Genomic DNA, 16,467 nt, shown 5'->3' with positions numbered 1-16,467 from the left:
TTTAATGTGGTTTATTCATCAAGGCTAATTTTAGAACTCGAAGATCAAGTTCAACTCTGGCTAATCGTGTAAGGGCGTCATCTTGTACCCGCTCATGAATTATAACGCGGTTACTTAGATCAAGAGCTGTATCGATTTTGGTGCTCATTTCGATGATGTCAGCACGTACATAAGCAAGGCCGGATTTTAATTCACTGATATCACTCTTCACAACGCTGAGATCAGATTTGACTAAGTTGAGCCCGGATTTTAATTCACTGATATCACTCTTTACTACACTGAGATCAGATTTGACTAAGTTGAGCCCGGATTTCAATTCACTGATATCACTCTTCACTACACTGATATCACTCTTCACTACACTGAGATCAGATTTGACTAAGTTGAGTCCGGATTTCAATTCACTGATATCACTCTTTACTACACTGAGATCAGATTTGACTAAGTTGAGTCCGGATTTCAATTCACTGATATCACTCTTTACAACGCTTAGCTCAGTTCTTACAGAACCAATTTCGGATTTTAGTTCAGCTTTGAATTCACCTCTGAGAGAACCAATTTCGGATTTGAGCTCAGTTCTGAGTGGGGCAATAGCCGATTGGATTTCGGATTTGAGCTCAGCTCTGAGTGGAGCAATAGCTGATTCGATTTCAGTTCGGACAATGAGTGCAAGTTCGGCTGACATTTTCTTCTCCTTGTTAAGTTCTAACAATGAACTGCAAAGTCAGACAACTCTAATCTGGCGTTTAAATGCTGCTGAAGTCGGTGCATCCGAAATTCGGCCATTGATTCGAATAGTTGGATTTGAGAATTATTTTTTGGTGAGAATAATTAGAGGGTAAGCGCTAAGCCCTGCCATGAATTTTGGAAGATAAGTTTCGATTTTTAAAAGTGCATTCAACATAACTTCGCCACTTTTATTTCCGGGAATCAAACGTTTGGCATCTTTGGCCGTAAGGCTTCGCCAAGCAACCGTTTTTACATCAGCTTTATCTTCAAACTGCTTCCACCATTTTAACGGGTGAGCATAAAAATAAATGCGCTCGCTATCTTCGGTAGGTGTTGGTTCAGGCTTAACGAAGCGTTTCATGCGAGCCAACAGCCGATTTGGATTAGAATACACAATCACAATTGGTGTACCAGGTTTTGCTACGCGTAGAAGTTCGCGAACCGCAGTTTCTTGTTGAGTTTGGTCGATATGATAAATCGTATGTAAACTGACAGCCGCGTCAAAATGATTATCCGGAAATGGCAAATTCAAGAGACTGGCACAAACGGTTTCGCCTCGAGAGCCTAACTTTTTTTGTGCTACATCTAATGCGCGTTGAGAAATATCAACGCAGATTCGTTTTTTAAAGCCTTGGGAGTATTCAAGATATTCTGGGTACTGAATAGGCCCTGAAGCGCAGTCTAAGAATAGATCTCCATTTTTCGGAAGATATTTGAGAAGTTTTCGGCGACAGGCTGCAACATATTTTTGCGCCATGGGTCTTAGGTCTTCCCACAGTTTGGCGTCTGTGGTTGAGCCTGTTTGGTCTGCAGCCCAGCCTTGGGATTCATAGAATTTTTTTACTTTTTCTTCAGTGGCAAGATCTTGCATTTTAGTCCTTTAAAGCTCATATCATAGTTCTTAAATATTGACGGTTTCAATACTAAAGCCTGGCATCTTCTCCTAGAGATGAATGCATTTGACATATTTTGACAAGACTTGATAGGTTTTAGTCATTAAGTCAAGATTAAACAAGATCCTACGAAGGTGAGTACTTCATGCTTAAGAAATGCATCAAATGTGGACTTCCTGAAACATATGAAACCATCGAGTTTGACGAGAAGATGGTTTGCAATATCTGTCGCCAAAAAAACTTTAAAGACGCCACAATTAATTGGCCCGCGCGAAAAAAAATCTTAGACGGACTCATCGAAGAGTATCGAGGTAAATATGAATACGATTGTGTGGTGCCTTTTTCAGGTGGAAAAGATTCTACCTTCACACTTAATTATTTAATTCGGGAATATAAAGTTAAACCTCTGGTTGTTCAGTTCAACCACGGCTTTATGCGTGAGACTCTTTTAAAAAATAATGAGCGCACTTTTAAACAATTAGGTGTTGATGTAATTAGCTTCACGCCTAACTGGAAAGTCGTTAAGCGTTTGATGCTTGAGGCATTAATTCGTAAAGGTGATTTTTGTTGGCATTGCCACACAGGAATTTTCTCTTACCCCATGCACGTAGCAATTAAATATAACACTCCACTTGTTCTTTGGGGTGAGCCCTCTTCTGAATACACTGCTTATTATGATTACCGTGATGATGAAATTGAAGAAGTAGATGAAACAAGATTTAATCGTTTCGTAAATCTTGGAATCACCGCTGAAGATATGGAGGGCATGATCAAAGATGATTTTAAATTAGATAAACGAGATCTTGCTCCTTACACTTATCCAAAAACCCATGATCTTAAAAAATTAAAATACAGATCAGTATGCTTGGGTTCATTTATTCCCTGGGATGTAAAACAAAACGTTGCTGAAATTCAATCAGAGCTTGGTTGGAAGGGTGATGACGTTGAAGGTATGCCTCCCGGGAAATACCCGTATGAAAAAATCGAATGTTATATGCAAGGAGTGCGAGACTACATTAAGTTTTTAAAGCGTGGGTACTCTCGTGTAACACAAATGACAGCTCTTGATTTACGTAATCAGCGCATTGATAAAAAAGAAGCAGATGAGTTAGTGAATAAATTTGAAGGGAGAAAGCCACCTTCTCTCCTTTTGTTTTTAGAATATCTCGGTTTAAGTGAAGAAGAGTTTAATGACATTGTTCGTAAAACAGTGATTCCTCCGTTTAGCCCTGATTTTAACAATATCCAAAGCTCACCTAAGACTTGGGATTTTGATAAATGGTATCGGGAGTCTAAATGATCGCCATCGTCGATCTCGACATGGGAAATCTCAGATCAGTCTCAAACGCCATATATAGTCTTGGTTTTGATTTTGAAATCGCACGCGGTGCTCAAAAACTCGAAGATGCAACTCATTTGATTATCCCAGGTGTGGGTTCGTACACCACAGCCATGAAACAAGTTGAAAAATTTGAATTAGAAACGGCCATCAGTACTTTTGCAAAAAGTGGTCGCCCTGTTTTAGGAATTTGCCTCGGTATGCAAATCCTTTCTGAGAGTGGTGATGAAGGTGGCATTATGCCGGGGTTAAAACTGGTTCCGGGAAAAGTCTTAAAGCTTGATGAGTCTCTTGGATTAGCTATTCCTCATGTAGGTTGGAATAATATTGAACTGACAAATTCTAAGCATCCTATTTTTGATAAAGTAAAAAGTGGTGTGGATTTTTATTTCGTGCACTCTTATCAATATGAATGCGCAAATTCACAAGATCTTTTAGCAACAGTTGAATACGGAGATAAGATTTCAGCCATTGTGGGTAAAGACAATGTGCTGGGGTTTCAATTTCATCCTGAAAAAAGCCAAGCCAATGGTTTAAGGCTTTTAGAGAATTTCTGTGATTGGGATGGCAAATGCTGAAAAAACGAATCATCCCTGTACAGCTTTTAATGAATGACCGACTTGTGAAAACGGCAAAGTTTGATACCCACCGGGATGTGGGTGACCCCGTGGCAAGTTCTCGGGTTTATAATTCTCAATATGCTGATGAATTGGTTTTTTTAAATATCAATCGAAAAAACCGCTCTGTGAATACGCTTCTTGCGTTAATAGAAAAAGTTTCAGAAGTTTGTTTTATGCCCCTTTCTTTTGGCGGGGGCATTGTGAAGCTAGAAGATGCAGAACAGCTCATTAAAAACGGGGCTGATAAAGTTATTGTGAATTCATCAAACTATGAAAATAAAAATCTCATTACTCAAATCGCCGATAAGTTTGGTGCGCAAGCAGCAATTGCGTCTATTGATGCGCGTTTTGAAAATGGGGAATATGTTCTTCACTCAAATTGTGGAACCAAACGTGAAAATGTCAGTTTAGAGAATCATGTCAAAGATTTGATAGAGCGTGGAGCAGGGGAGATCTTTATTAACTCCATTGACCGAGACGGCACCATGACTGGTTATGATTTGGGTCTTATCTCGCGGGTAATGAAGTGTGCTTCGGTTCCTGTGATTGCCTGTGGTGGTGCTGGAACTTATGAGCATATGAAACTAGCATTTCTTGAAACACGTGTGAGCGCTTTAGCGTGTGGGAGTCTTTTTAATTTTGGAGATAATAATCCTATTCGAGCAAAAGCATTTTTAAGCAATTACGATTTGAATTTTAAAAAGGTATGAGATGAAACTTTTAGGTGAAAAACTTTACTTACGACCTGTTGCACTCAGTGATGTGGGTGAGCGGTATCACCGCTGGATGAATGACCCTGAGGTCACTAAGTTTTTAGAAGTGCGTTTTTCTCCTCAAAGTCTAAATGATGTTCGCTCGTATGTTGAAAAAATGATTTCAAAAAAAGATGAACCATTTTTTGCGATCTGCGTGAATGAAACACATGAACATATTGGAAACATTAAGCTTGGGCCTATTAACCCACACCATAAATCAGCAGATGTGAGTTTAGTTATCGGCGAAAAAAGTGCATGGGGTAAAGGTTTTGCCTCAGAGGCCATTGGTCTTGTCACAGAGTATGCATTTAAAAAATTAGCACTTAATAAATTAAAAGCTGGGTGTTACAGCGAAAACGAAGGCAGTGCTCGCGCATTTGAAAAGTGCGGATGGCAACGTGAAGGTTTACTTCGCGGACAAGCCATCTGCGACGGTAAAGAAACCGACGTGGTTTTATTAGGTATTAAATTCTCAGATTATAAGAGTGGAATAAAAAATAATGCTTAAACATCGTATGATTCCCTGTTTGTTTTTGCGTAATGGAGTTTTGGTTCAAAGCCGAAGCTTTAAGCGCTATCAATTGCTGGGAAACCCCATTGTGGCTGTTGATCGCTACAATCAGTGGGGTGTGGATGAGCTTGTTTATATCGATATGACTCCTGGTGCATATGCGGGTATTGGTCGAGATGACGTTGCACTTCATGGACGCACCAATATTTTAGATATTATCAAAGATGTTTCAAAAAAATGTTTTATGCCCCTCACATTCGGTGGTGGTATTCGTACATTAGAAGATATCGGTCAGCGTCTCTCCGTTGGTGCTGATAAAATTACTGTGAACACCATTGCTGTTGATAGGCCTGAGTTTATTTCTGAAAGTGCTAAGGAATTTGGTTCTCAATGTATTATTCTTTCCATCGATGCAAAATTAAATGAACAGGGTAAGCATATCGTCATGCGAGGTGGAAAAACCGCCACAGAGCTTGATGTTGTTGAGTGGGCGAAAAAAGGTGAAGAATTGGGTTCTGGCGAGATATTTCTAAACTCAGTGGATCGTGATGGGACAGCACAGGGTTATGATATCGAATTAATTAAGAAAGTTTCAGACGCTGTGAATATTCCAGTTATTGCTTGTGGCGGTGTTGGCAATTGGGGGCACTTAGCTGAAGGAATCACAAATGGTGGGGCTTCAGCTGTGGCCGCAGCAAATATTTTTAGTTATAAAGAGCAAAGTATTTTAGAGGCTAAAAAATTTCTTGTAGATGCGGGTCTGAATTTTAGATCTGAGGGTCTAAGCTAAGAGGGGACTTATGCGTTATTGTTCAAGGTGTGTGTATCCAGAGCTTGCGGTCAACCTTTTACTCGATGATGACGGAGTTTGTTCTGCTTGTCGTTCGTACGAAGAGTTTGAAAAGCTGCCAGTTGATTTTTGGAGTAAAAGAGAAAAAGTATTTGGAGAGCTTTTAGAATCTTACCGAAATAAAAAACAAGATAACTATGACTGCATTATTCCTGTTTCAGGTGGAAAAGACAGTTACTGGCAAACTCATTTGATTAAGAATGTTTATAAACTTAATCCCCTTTTAGTTACTTATCATGGCAATCGATTTTTGCCCGAAGGTGAAGAAAATCTTTTAAACATGCGCCACGTTTTTGGCGTAGATCATATGATTTTTAGACCAAGTACGGAAATGCTTAAAAAACTCAATCGCGCAGGTTTTATAAAAACTGGTGATATGAATTGGCATAATCATTGTGGAATTTATTCTTACCCCGTACAGACTGCGGCAAAATTAAATATTCCTATTATTATTTGGGGTGAAACACCTTGGGATATCTCTGGCATGTTTGGTGCCGATGATTTTCCAGAAATGAGTGCCCGTGAACGTCTTGAACATGGTCAACGCGGTTTTGATTGGTTTGACTTTGTGGGCACTGAAGGGCTTGAAGCTAAAGATCTGCTGTGGGCGCGTTACCCATCAGATGATGAGATCAAGCGTGTTGGTATTCGTGGTTTGTATGTTGGTAATTATATTAAATGGGATGAAAACAAACATTCAAAATTAGTTGAAGAAAAATATGGATTTCAAAAAGCGCGTCAGTCTTTTGAAAGAACTTATCGTATGTTTTCAAATCTAGATGATATTCACGAAAACGGTGGGCATGATTATTTAAAGTATATCAAGTTCGGCTATGGTCGCGCTTCTGATCATGCTTCTAAAGATATTCGTAAAGGCTATATGACCCGCGAACAAGGTGTTGAGATGGTTCGTAAATATGATCATGTGAAATCAAGCGATATCTATAATTGGCTAGATTATGTAGGCATGAGTGAGGCTGATTTTGACCGCATTGCCGATACCTTTAGAGATAAACGAGTTTGGTCAAAAGATAAAAGTGGAACTTGGATAAAAGCAAATCTCTGGGATCAAAAAAAGTGAGAAAAATTCACCTATTAACTGGTAATAAACTTTATGCATTTGGAGTGTAAATAATGTCATTATTATATGAAGATATCAGCCCTAAAGCATTAGAGCTGGGTCATGAAACAGCTATCGCTATTGATCTAAAAGCTTTGCAAAAGAGAAAGGCTGAGTTCGTAAAGGTGCCCTGTCCCGCTTGTGCTTTTGATAAATATACTCTCGCCTATATAAAGTACGAGATGACTTTTGTGATATGTGACAATTGTAAAACCCAATATATTTCTCCTCGTCCTACTCCAGAAATTTTAAAAGCCCACTATACAAATTCTGCCAATTATGAATATTGGGCAAAATATTTTTTCCCAATGACAGCTGTAACTAGGAAAGAAAAAATATTTGCACCGCGTGCAAAATTAGTTTCAGAAATCAGTAAGCGATACAATGTAGGTTCAGAGTTGCTTATTGAAGTTGGATCTGGTTTTGGATTTTTCTGCGAGAAGATGAAGGAATTAAATGTTTTCAAGAAAATTATTGGAATTGAGCCTACGCCGCACCTCGCCCAAATATGTCGTGAACAAGGGATAGAGGTTATTGAGTCGGTAATTGAAGATATAAAATTTTATTCAGCAGCTGATGTAGTTGTGAGCTTTGAAGTTATTGAGCATTTATTTGAGCCGAAAGCTTTTTTAGAAAATTGTTATAATATATTAAAGCCAAATGGATTTATTGTTCTTACCTGTCCAAATATAAATGGTTTTGAAACTCAAATGTTAGGTCGTTTTTCCGACAGCGTAGATTATGAGCATCTTAATTATTTTTTGCCTGAATCTTTAAGTCTACTCGTAAGCCGTGTTGGTTTTGAAGTGGTTGAGGTTAAAACCCCTGGCGTACTAGATTGCGATATTGTTGCGTCCCGTCTATTGGATAAAAAGAAGGAATCTATTGTAGTTGATCCTTTCATTAAACGCATTTTATTAGATGAGAGTAGAGATGTTAGAGATGGTTTTCAAAATTTTTTGACAGCTTCTGGGTTATCATCAAACATGATGATAATAGCTCGTAAACCAAACTGAAAGAGAAAGAGCCATGAAACTAACGTTTATTGCTAATGCCAGTTGTATAGTTGAGGAGTCTGGTTTTCGTATTTTGTCAGATCCTTGGCTCTTTGATGGCGCATTCGAAGGCTCATGGTGTCATTATCCACCACTTAAAACAAAGCCCATAGATTTAAACAATGTGGATGCAATTTATTTAAGTCATCTCCACCCAGATCATTTTGAAAGTAAGACGCTTTCTCTCCTTCCAGAAAATATTCCCATTATTTTATTAGATTCTAAACCCAATTATTTAGAGCGCATGGTCCAAAAACTTGGGTTTGAAAATATTATTTTACTTCCAGATGGACAGAGTATTGAATTGAGTCCTTATAAACTAACTATTTATGCGCCGTTTGAGAAACATGTTTTTCATAGTTCTACTATTGGAAATTAAATTGATAGTGCTCTTGTTATTGAAACCGAAAAGTATTCTATACTCAATTCCAATGACAATATGCTTTCAGTTAATGCTGCTAAGATGTTGGTAAAAAAGCATGGGTCATTTACCGTTGCTCAATTGTTGTATAATGCAGCTGGCGATTATCCAATTTGCTATAGCAATCTTACAGATGTTGAAAAATTAACTGAAAAACAACGAATTATTAAACAGAACTTAAAACATCTGGTCGATATTACAAAAATATTGAAACCTAAATACATGATGCCATTTGCCGGGCATTATGTATTGGGTGGAAAATTATGGGATAGAAATCGATTTTTAGCCCATGTTACCTGGGATAAAGCTGCGCAATTTGTAACTTCTGAGTTGCACGAGCAAAAGACATTGGTTCTTAATGAAGGGCTAACATTTGATCTTGTGACAGAAAAAATTACCAATGGTACCTATGTACCAATTGATGAACACGCAATGACAGAATATATCAGTTCTGTATTGAGATCTCTAAAGTATTCCTATGAGTTCGATTTAGATACAGAAGCTTCGAATGAATTGAAACGCTTCATCCGAAAATCATTACAGCCAGCACGCATGCATCTCTGGAATATACAATCTACTAAATTACAGAGCAGCTTAAAGTGGAACATCTATATAGATTTGGAAGAAGAATACTTTAGTTTCAACCTTTCTTCGTCAGACACTCATTTTGTAGCAAAGGACGTAAAGAAAATAGAGCCGTGTCTTGTAGCAAAAATGGATAATCGTCTTTTGTGCATGATTCTAAAGCGTCAAGCACATTGGGATAATGCTCTTACTGGTTGTCACATTGATTTTACACGTTATCCAAATGTTTATGAGCCAGATATATTAACATTATTGTGCTTTTTTCATTTACCAGCGGAAACGAAATGTTAAAACGAAGCAAATTTGGATTTTTAGAAGTTAGTCCGAAACCTACAAATGATGAATTGGCACAATACTATAATGATAAATACTATGGTGCCAGTGAAGAGTATCAGGCTTCATATAGTGAAATAGAAATAAAGCATAAATTATTAGACGCAATTGAGTGTCAGTATTTTTCTAAAGAAAAAGTCGGTAAATTTTGGATCTTGGTTGCGGTGAAGGATTTAGTCTTAATTTTTTTCATGAACGTGGATGGAATGTTCAGGGTGCTGACTTTACGCTGGATGGAATCAAAAGATTTTTTCCAAGTTTTGAGAAATATATTATGACAGGGAATCTATTTGCCACCATCGATCGGTTAGTATTGGAAAAAAGAGAATACAATCTAATTATCTGCAATAACGTTCTTGAACATGTTGTTGACCCTTTTGCTCTGCTTCAAAAGATAAGAAAAATATTATCTGTTGATGGCATATGTCGTATTGTCGTCCCAAATGATGACAGTATTCTACAAAGGGATGTTGTTGAAAGGGAATTCGCTGATCCTGAATTTTGGGTGTCAGTGCCCGAACATTTAAATTATTTTAATGTAGATAGTTTTTTAAAAATTTTGGATGCGGCTGAATTTCGCATTATAGAAATGCTTTGTGATTTTCCAGTTGATGTTTTTCTATATAACCCAGATTCGAATTATAAAAAAAATCCTCTGAAAGGCAAAAAATGTCACCTTGCAAGAGTTATGTTTGAAAATTTACTTGGTAGTATCAATATTGAAAATTTAATTAATTTTAGAAAGGGCTGCGCACAAGCAAAGGTGGGTAGAGACATCATCGCCTATTGCGGGAAGAGGTAGCATTGTTGATTAAAATTGACTTATTTTGACAAGAATTGATAGGTTTTTACATATGCTTGAAATTAAAGATAATCAGATATACACGAGAGAAGAAGCTGAAAAACTTCTGCAAATTTCTCAGTCAACCATGCGCCGTTTGATCAAAAGTGGTGTAATTCGAGCGGCCAAAATCGGTGGTCAGTATCGAATTTTGGGTGCTGAACTTTTGAGGCAATTTTTGCCTCCAACGGGTTATGAAACTGTCAGAGAAGTTTATCGTCAAAGTCGTAAAAAAGTTCATCATATGGAATCAGAATTAAAAAAAGAACAGCACGAACTCAAAAATAATAAGAATGTGAAGTGAGGAATTATGTTTAATGGTAAATCGATATTAATCACAGGTGGAACGGGTTCTTTTGGTAAGAAATATATTAAAACTCTTTTGAGTGAATATAATTGCAAAAAAATAATCGTGTATTCACGCGATGAACTCAAGCAATATGAAATGCAACAAGATATGAGCGATGAGCGCCTGCGCTATTTCTTGGGCGATGTGAGAGATCTTGCGCGTTTAACACAGGCAATGCGCGGTGTGGATTATGTTATTCACGCAGCCGCATTAAAACAAGTCCCTGCCGCTGAGTATAACCCCACTGAATGTATTAAGACCAACGTACATGGTGCTGAAAATGTGATTAATGCGGCAATTGCCAATGAAGTAGAAAAAGTAATTGCTCTCTCAACTGATAAAGCCGCAAATCCAATTAATCTATACGGAGCTACAAAGTTAGTTTCAGATAAATTATTTGTCGCAGCTAATAATATCACCGGTGGACATAAAACTCGTTTTGCCGTGGTTCGTTACGGAAACGTTGTTGGCTCACGGGGTTCTGTATTGCCCTTTTTTACTAAGCAACTTGAGTCGGGTGCAAAAGAGCTTCCTATCACAGATGTGCGCATGACACGATTTTGGATTACTTTAAAACAAGGTGTTGATTTTGTTTTAAAGAACTTTTCACGCATGCAAGGTGGAGAAATTTTTGTACCTAAAATTCCATCTATTAAAATTACAGATTTAGCCGCTGCAGTTGCGCCGGGGCTTCCCACTAAAAATGTTGGTATTAGACCTGGTGAAAAACTTCACGAAGTAATGTGTCCGGCTGATGATTCTCATTTAACTCTCGAATTTAATGATCACTTTGTCATTAAGCCCACAATCAATTTCGTGCATGAAGTAAATTATGAAACCAATGCACTAAAAGAAAAGGGAAAGCCAGTTGAAGATGGGTTTGTATATGATTCAGGGAAAAACCCACACTTTCTTACCGTTGAGCAACTTAGGGACATCAACGCGGATGTCGAATGAACAAAATCCCATACGGTCGACAAGATATTTCTGAAGAAGATATAAAATCGGTTGTTGATGTCTTGCGTTCAGATTTTCTCACGCAAGGTCCTGTTATTGAACAATTTGAAAGTGCGTTGTCATTGTACTGCGGTGCTCGGCATGCAGTGGTCGTAAGTAATGCTACGGCGGCACTTCATTTGGCATGTTTAGCATTAGATGTGAAGCCTGGTGATCTTGTCTGGACATCTCCAAACACATTTGTCGCTTCAAGTAATTGCGCTTTGTATGTCGGGGCAAATATAGATTTTGTGGATATCGATCCGCAAACTTACAACATGAGTGTTGATCGTTTGTCTGAAAAATTAAAAGAAGCAGAAAAAAAGGGGCGATTGCCCAAAGTTGTAATTCCAGTTCATCACTCGGGTGAGTCTTGTGATATGGAATCAATTAAAGCGCTCTCTTTAAAATATGGCTTTAAAATTATCGAAGACGCTTCCCACGCAGTAGGTGGAAGTTACAAGTCAAAAAAAGTTGGGTCCTGTGAATTTTCTGATATCACGGTGTTTAGTTTTCATCCTGTAAAAATCATTACCACTGGTGAAGGTGGAATGGTTCTTACTAATGATAAAAATATCTATGAAAAATTATTTCGCCTTCGTACCCACGGTATTACGCGCGATCAGCGATTAATGACAAAACCTACCGAAGGCCCTTGGTATTATCAACAAATTGATTTGGGTTTTAATTATAGAATGACCGATATTCAAGCCGTTTTAGGTTTAAGTCAGTTTTCTCGCTTAGATTCATTTATAGAGAAAAGACATAAAATTGCTCAAAAATATAATGCAGAGTTAAAATCCCTTCCCTTAACTTTGCCAATACAAACAAACGCTGCTTATTCAGCACTTCATCTCTATGTTGTGCGTTTAAAATTAAATGAAATTAAAAAATCTCAGCGGCAAGTTTTTGAATCCCTTCATGAGCGTGGTGTTTTGGTGAACCTTCACTACATTCCTGTGCACCTTCAACCCTATTATGAAAAACTGGGGTTTAAAAAAGGTCAGTTTCCGGAGGCTGAGAAGTATTATGGTGAAGCGATAAGTCTTCCTATGTATTCACGTCTTACGGAGCCTGATCAGAACCGTGTTATTTCTGAGCTAAAAGAGATTTTAAAATGAAATTAGGCTTAGGCACTGTTCAATTTGGAATGAATTATGGAATTGCCAATAGACATGGGAAAACTCCCATTGATGAAGTGAAAAAAATCTTAAATTTAGCACGTGAAAACAATATTCAATGCCTTGATACAGCAGCACTATACGGTAGCAGTGAAGAAGTTTTAGGCGAAGCATTGCCTTTGAATTTTCCGTGGCAGATCGTAACAAAAACGGACACCTTTGGAAAAAGACCCGTTGGAGAAAAAGAAATTTCTCGTTTAGAAGAGGTTTTTCATACGTCTCTTAAACATCTTAAGCAAGACTTTGTTTATGCCTTACTTATTCATCAGCCTGACGATCTCATTGCTTCTGGCGGCACGCGTCTCTTTAAAAAAATGCAAGAGTTCAAATCACAGGGATTAGTAAAAAAAATCGGTGTTAGCGTTTATGATGAAAAACAAATCGATTGGCTCTTAGATATGGGTGGAGTTGATATTGTTCAAGTCCCTATTAATATTTTAGATCAAAGACTTATTGAAAGTGGGCATCTTAAAAAACTTAAGCAAGCAGGTATTGAAATTCATGGGCGCTCAGCATTCTTACAAGGCCTATTGCTTATGGATTTTGATCAATTGCCGTCTCATTTAGAAATAGTTTGTGAGCATCTTAAAAAACTCAATCTCAGTGTAAAGGTTGAAGGTCTTACTGTTTTAGAGGCAGCTTTAGGATTTGTTCTTATGCAAGAAGAAATCGATCGCGTCATTGTTGGTGTCAACAACACTACAGAATTTAAAGAAATCTTAAGCGCAGTTGGTAAAGTTCAAAATTACTCATCAAAAATTAAAAAACTTACCTCTGCCTCAAAATTTGAAGATGTAAGAATATTAAACCCAGGTCTGTGGGGTAAGTTATGATCTTAGCCGTACTTCAGGCGCGCTTCACCTCATCAAGATTGCCAGGTAAAGTTTTAAAAAATCTTTTAGATAAACCTATGCTTCTTCATGAAATTCAGCGTGTGAAACAATCAAAAATGATTTCTCAGCTAATCGTGGCAACAAGTGTTGATGCTACTGATGACGCTATTGAAAAAATGTGTCGTGAACACGATATTCAGTGCTTTCGCGGCAGCCTTGATGATGTATTAGATCGGTTTTATCAAGCAGCCCTTTTAAATAAACCCGAGCACATAGTAAGGTTAACTGGTGATTGCCCACTTATTGACCCTGTGATCATTGATGAAGTGATTGCCTTTCATTTAAAAGAAAAAGCCCAATACACAAGTAATGCAATTGAGCCTACTTTTCCCGATGGCCTAGATGTTGAAATCTTTGAGTTTGATGTTCTCAAGCAAGCATGGAATGAAGCTAAATTAACTTCACAGCGAGAGCATGTAACTCCATTTATTCATTCACAACCTTCACGGTTTAAAATTTCACATTATAAAAATAAAAAAGATCATTCACATATGCGCTGGACTGTCGATAATGCAGCTGATTTTGAATTAGTAGAAAAAGTTTATTCAAGTTTGTATCCTGAGAATCAAAAATTTGGAATGGATGATATAATAAATTTCTTAGAAAAAAATCCTCAAGTTTCAAATCTTAACAAAAATACAAAAAGAAATGAGGGCTTTGAAGTGTCATTAAAAAAAGACATCTATCAAAAGCGTTATGAAAAATCGCTAAGTTTACTTACAAGAGCCACACAGACCATACCACTTGGCAGTCAAACTTTTAGTAAAAGTAAAACTCAGTACCCATTAGGTGTTTCCCCCTATTTCATACAAAAAGGTAAGGGCTGTCATGTTTGGGATGTTGATGGAAATAAATACGTTGATTTTGTTAATGGTCTTTGTGCTGTGAATTTAGGTTATGGTGATTCAGATGTGAATAATGCCGTTCGCAATCAACTAGAAGACGGTGTGATTTTCACTCTCCCGCACCCACTTGAAATGCAGGTGGCTGAAAAAATCAAAGAGATGGTTCCCTGTGCTGAAATGGTGCGCTTCGGGAAAAACGGTTCTGACGCAACATCTGGAGCAATTAGGTTAGCTCGCGCTTATACAAATCGTGATCATGTGGCGATGTGTGGGTATCATGGTTGGCAAGATTGGTATATTGGGGCAACTGCGCGTAATCGGGGAGTTCCAAAGGCAACCCGTGATTTAAGCCATACATTTACATATAATGATCTAAGTTCTTTAGAAAAGATTTTTCAAGAATTTCCAAATCAAATAGCTGCAGTTATTTTAGAGCCCATGAATGTGACTGAGCCCAAAGTAGGATTTCTTCAAGGTGTAAAAGATTTAGCTGCTGAAAATGGTGCAGTACTTGTGTTTGATGAAACCATCACAGGTTTTAGATTCGCAAAAGGTGGTGCTCAAGAATTTTTTGGCGTGACACCTGATCTTGCAACATTTGGTAAAGGAATAGCTAATGGCTTTCCTGTTTCTGCAGTTGCAGGTAAACGTGAAATCATGAAGTTAATGGAAGAAATTTTCTTTTCATTCACATTTGGTGGCGAAACATTATCTTTGGCAGCGGCTCTCGCAACAATGGAGAAGATGCAAAAAGAACCTGTTATCGAACATTTTAAAACCCAAGGGAATAAGATTATAAAAGGTGTTGAAGTTTTAATCACTAAGTACGATATAGGCTCTTATTTGTCGATTAGCGGAAATCCCGCTTGGTCGTTTTTAAATTTTAAAGACAAAAGCCAATACAGTGTCTGGCAAATTAAGACCTTATTTTTTCAAGAGATTTTTCTCAGAGGTGTTTTAACTTTAGGAACTCATAATTTGAGTTATTCACATAAAGATGAAGACATTACTCACCTTTTAAAAACATATGATGAAGTATTTGGAATCATCAGCCAATCCATTAACAATGGTGATTTAGAAAAACAATTGCAGTGTAAACCACTTGAACCGTTATTTAAGGTGAGATGAATTATTTAATTCGTACAGATGTAAGTGTTGAGATTGGAACGGGACACATTGTCCGTTGTCTTACGCTTGCGCAAGCCTTAAAAAATAAAAATCATAAGGTTATTTTTGCAAGTTACCAGTTACCTAAAACTTGGCAAGCGCAGTTAAAGGCTTCAAATTTTGAATTTCTAGAATTAAACGATATTAGAGAAATTATTAAACTAAGTGATAAACCAGATTTTCTCATAGTGGATCACTATGAACTTGATGCGCAGTGGGAAAAATTAATGGCGCCCCATGTTGGCAAGATCGCAGTAATTGATGATTTAGCCAACCGTCCACATGAATGTGATCTTTTATTAGACCAAAATTATTATTTAAACATGGAAGTTCGCTATGCAGAGCTTGTCTCAAAAAAATGTAAACTTCTTTTGGGGCCAACATTTGCACTTTTGAGGCCTGAATTTTATGAGGCAAGAAAAAATCTTAAAACTCGAGATGGTGCAGTGCAGAGGCTGCTCTTGTTTTTTGGAGGAGCCGATCAGGCGGGCGAAACCACGAAGGCCTTGCGTGCATTACTTGAACTCAATAAGCCAAAACTTACTTATGATATTGTAATTGGGAGTATGAATCCCCACAGTCGTGAGATTCAAGATATAATGAAGCAATTGCCTCAAGCCAAACTTCATGTTCAAATTAAAAATATGGCAGAGCTTATTTCTCAAGCTGATTTGGCATTAGGGGCTGGAGGCACAGCTACTTGGGAGCGATGTTTTTTAGGTTTGCCGGCCTTAACAGTGCAGGTTGCCGAAAATCAGGTGGAAATGTCACAAGCTTTAGCTGAAAAAGGAATTATTCAAAATTTAGGCTGGCATCAAAAAGTCAGTATCGATGATTGGCGAAGTCAAATTCGATGGGCCGTAGATAATCCTCAAGAATTAAAAAATATGAGTGATCGTGCCTTTGAAATTATGGGAAGTGATGGTTCTCAGGTAAATGAGAATCATCTCAAGTTAATTGCATTTTTGCAGAAATAGAAAGTGA

The 16,467-nt window shown here is 37.6% G+C and carries 18 protein-coding genes; 16 read left to right on the top strand and 2 right to left on the bottom strand.

Features of this window, described 5'->3' with window-relative positions; all coding sequences use genetic code 11:
* Window position 1: 1 nt before the first annotated feature.
* Both SGI74_09220 and SGI74_09215 read right to left on the bottom strand, forming a co-directional pair.
* Window positions 2–685, bottom strand: coding sequence for a hypothetical protein (locus SGI74_09220; GenBank protein MDZ4677675.1), 684 nt, complete (start codon window positions 683–685; stop codon window positions 2–4).
* A 126-nt stretch (window positions 686–811) separates the two neighbouring features.
* Window positions 812–1,600 carry a methyltransferase domain-containing protein gene (locus tag SGI74_09215; protein MDZ4677674.1) on the bottom strand — a complete coding sequence of 263 codons (789 nt, stop codon included), beginning with the start codon at window positions 1,598–1,600 and terminating at the stop codon, window positions 812–814.
* Between the two features lie 167 nt (window positions 1,601–1,767).
* Between SGI74_09215 and SGI74_09210 the strand changes: the two genes are divergently transcribed.
* The 16 genes from SGI74_09210 to pseG all read left to right on the top strand — a co-directional run bounded on the left by SGI74_09210 (window position 1,768) and on the right by pseG (window position 16,460).
* Entirely contained in the window at window positions 1,768–2,922 is a 1,155-nt protein-coding gene (locus SGI74_09210; GenBank protein ID MDZ4677673.1) for an N-acetyl sugar amidotransferase, read from the top strand.
* Window positions 2,919–3,539: an imidazole glycerol phosphate synthase subunit HisH gene (gene hisH, locus SGI74_09205; protein ID MDZ4677672.1), complete on the top strand. Its 621-nt coding sequence runs from the start codon at window positions 2,919–2,921 to the stop codon at window positions 3,537–3,539. The genes SGI74_09210 and hisH overlap by 4 nt, the downstream gene beginning before the upstream one ends.
* A complete protein-coding gene (locus tag SGI74_09200; GenBank protein ID MDZ4677671.1) occupies window positions 3,533–4,291 on the top strand; it encodes an imidazole glycerol phosphate synthase cyclase subunit in 759 nt (252 codons plus the stop codon). The genes hisH and SGI74_09200 overlap by 7 nt, the downstream gene beginning before the upstream one ends.
* Window position 4,292: 1 nt before the next feature.
* Window positions 4,293–4,844, top strand: coding sequence for a GNAT family protein (locus tag SGI74_09195; GenBank protein MDZ4677670.1), 552 nt, complete (start codon window positions 4,293–4,295; stop codon window positions 4,842–4,844).
* Window positions 4,837–5,637, top strand: a complete 801-nt coding sequence (locus tag SGI74_09190; protein ID MDZ4677669.1) for an imidazole glycerol phosphate synthase cyclase subunit — start codon at window positions 4,837–4,839, stop codon at window positions 5,635–5,637. The genes SGI74_09195 and SGI74_09190 overlap by 8 nt, the downstream gene beginning before the upstream one ends.
* A 10-nt stretch (window positions 5,638–5,647) precedes the next feature.
* On the top strand, window positions 5,648–6,778 hold the full coding sequence (locus SGI74_09185; GenBank protein MDZ4677668.1) for an N-acetyl sugar amidotransferase: 1,131 nt from the start codon (window positions 5,648–5,650) through the stop codon (window positions 6,776–6,778).
* Between the two features lie 53 nt (window positions 6,779–6,831).
* A complete protein-coding gene (locus tag SGI74_09180) occupies window positions 6,832–7,833 on the top strand; it encodes a class I SAM-dependent methyltransferase (GenBank protein ID MDZ4677667.1) in 1,002 nt (333 codons plus the stop codon).
* 13 nt (window positions 7,834–7,846) lie between these two features.
* The gene (locus tag SGI74_09175) at window positions 7,847–8,251 is read left to right on the top strand and encodes an MBL fold metallo-hydrolase (GenBank protein MDZ4677666.1); all 405 of its coding nucleotides are present in this window, start codon (window positions 7,847–7,849) and stop codon (window positions 8,249–8,251) included.
* Window positions 8,252–8,311: 60 nt separating this feature from the next.
* Window positions 8,312–9,169 (top strand): hypothetical protein, encoded by an 858-nt coding sequence (locus SGI74_09170; GenBank protein MDZ4677665.1) that lies wholly within the window; start codon window positions 8,312–8,314, stop codon window positions 9,167–9,169.
* 190 nt (window positions 9,170–9,359) lie between these two features.
* Complete coding sequence (locus tag SGI74_09165) at window positions 9,360–10,013, top strand: class I SAM-dependent methyltransferase (protein ID MDZ4677664.1); 654 nt, start codon at window positions 9,360–9,362, stop codon at window positions 10,011–10,013.
* A 52-nt stretch (window positions 10,014–10,065) separates the two neighbouring features.
* Window positions 10,066–10,356, top strand: a complete 291-nt coding sequence (locus SGI74_09160; GenBank protein MDZ4677663.1) for a helix-turn-helix domain-containing protein — start codon at window positions 10,066–10,068, stop codon at window positions 10,354–10,356.
* Window positions 10,357–10,362: 6 nt separating this feature from the next.
* Window positions 10,363–11,358 (top strand): UDP-N-acetylglucosamine 4,6-dehydratase (inverting), encoded by a 996-nt coding sequence (gene pseB / locus SGI74_09155; protein ID MDZ4677662.1) that lies wholly within the window; start codon window positions 10,363–10,365, stop codon window positions 11,356–11,358.
* Window positions 11,355–12,518 carry a UDP-4-amino-4,6-dideoxy-N-acetyl-beta-L-altrosamine transaminase gene (pseC, locus tag SGI74_09150; GenBank protein MDZ4677661.1) on the top strand — a complete coding sequence of 388 codons (1,164 nt, stop codon included), beginning with the start codon at window positions 11,355–11,357 and terminating at the stop codon, window positions 12,516–12,518. The genes pseB and pseC overlap by 4 nt, the downstream gene beginning before the upstream one ends.
* Window positions 12,515–13,411 (top strand): aldo/keto reductase, encoded by an 897-nt coding sequence (locus SGI74_09145; protein MDZ4677660.1) that lies wholly within the window; start codon window positions 12,515–12,517, stop codon window positions 13,409–13,411. The genes pseC and SGI74_09145 overlap by 4 nt, the downstream gene beginning before the upstream one ends.
* Window positions 13,408–15,444 (top strand): aminotransferase class III-fold pyridoxal phosphate-dependent enzyme, encoded by a 2,037-nt coding sequence (locus SGI74_09140; protein ID MDZ4677659.1) that lies wholly within the window; start codon window positions 13,408–13,410, stop codon window positions 15,442–15,444. Before SGI74_09145 ends, SGI74_09140 begins: the two co-directional genes overlap by 4 nt.
* Window positions 15,441–16,460, top strand: coding sequence for a UDP-2,4-diacetamido-2,4,6-trideoxy-beta-L-altropyranose hydrolase (pseG, locus tag SGI74_09135; GenBank protein MDZ4677658.1), 1,020 nt, complete (start codon window positions 15,441–15,443; stop codon window positions 16,458–16,460). Before SGI74_09140 ends, pseG begins: the two co-directional genes overlap by 4 nt.
* The last annotated feature ends 7 nt before the right edge of the window (window positions 16,461–16,467 follow it).

The organism is Oligoflexia bacterium (assembly GCA_034439615.1).
Classification (GTDB): domain Bacteria; phylum Bdellovibrionota; class Bdellovibrionia; order JABDDW01; family JABDDW01; genus JAWXAT01.
The sequence above is the reverse complement of the archived record's forward strand: the minus strand, read 5'-3'. Positions and strand labels throughout refer to the sequence as shown.

Coding starts and splice junctions, on each gene's coding strand:
- SGI74_09220 (MDZ4677675.1), bottom strand. CDS start 685: ATGTCAGCCGAACTTGCACTCATTGTCCGAACTGAAATCGAATCAGCT.
- SGI74_09215 (MDZ4677674.1), bottom strand. CDS start 1,600: ATGCAAGATCTTGCCACTGAAGAAAAAGTAAAAAAATTCTATGAATCC.
- SGI74_09210 (MDZ4677673.1), top strand. CDS start 1,768: ATGCTTAAGAAATGCATCAAATGTGGACTTCCTGAAACATATGAAACC.
- hisH (MDZ4677672.1), top strand. CDS start 2,919: ATGATCGCCATCGTCGATCTCGACATGGGAAATCTCAGATCAGTCTCA.
- SGI74_09200 (MDZ4677671.1), top strand. CDS start 3,533: ATGCTGAAAAAACGAATCATCCCTGTACAGCTTTTAATGAATGACCGA.
- SGI74_09195 (MDZ4677670.1), top strand. CDS start 4,293: ATGAAACTTTTAGGTGAAAAACTTTACTTACGACCTGTTGCACTCAGT.
- SGI74_09190 (MDZ4677669.1), top strand. CDS start 4,837: ATGCTTAAACATCGTATGATTCCCTGTTTGTTTTTGCGTAATGGAGTT.
- SGI74_09185 (MDZ4677668.1), top strand. CDS start 5,648: ATGCGTTATTGTTCAAGGTGTGTGTATCCAGAGCTTGCGGTCAACCTT.
- SGI74_09180 (MDZ4677667.1), top strand. CDS start 6,832: ATGTCATTATTATATGAAGATATCAGCCCTAAAGCATTAGAGCTGGGT.
- SGI74_09175 (MDZ4677666.1), top strand. CDS start 7,847: ATGAAACTAACGTTTATTGCTAATGCCAGTTGTATAGTTGAGGAGTCT.
- SGI74_09170 (MDZ4677665.1), top strand. CDS start 8,312: ATGCTTTCAGTTAATGCTGCTAAGATGTTGGTAAAAAAGCATGGGTCA.
- SGI74_09160 (MDZ4677663.1), top strand. CDS start 10,066: ATGCTTGAAATTAAAGATAATCAGATATACACGAGAGAAGAAGCTGAA.
- pseB (MDZ4677662.1), top strand. CDS start 10,363: ATGTTTAATGGTAAATCGATATTAATCACAGGTGGAACGGGTTCTTTT.
- pseC (MDZ4677661.1), top strand. CDS start 11,355: ATGAACAAAATCCCATACGGTCGACAAGATATTTCTGAAGAAGATATA.
- SGI74_09145 (MDZ4677660.1), top strand. CDS start 12,515: ATGAAATTAGGCTTAGGCACTGTTCAATTTGGAATGAATTATGGAATT.
- SGI74_09140 (MDZ4677659.1), top strand. CDS start 13,408: ATGATCTTAGCCGTACTTCAGGCGCGCTTCACCTCATCAAGATTGCCA.
- pseG (MDZ4677658.1), top strand. CDS start 15,441: ATGAATTATTTAATTCGTACAGATGTAAGTGTTGAGATTGGAACGGGA.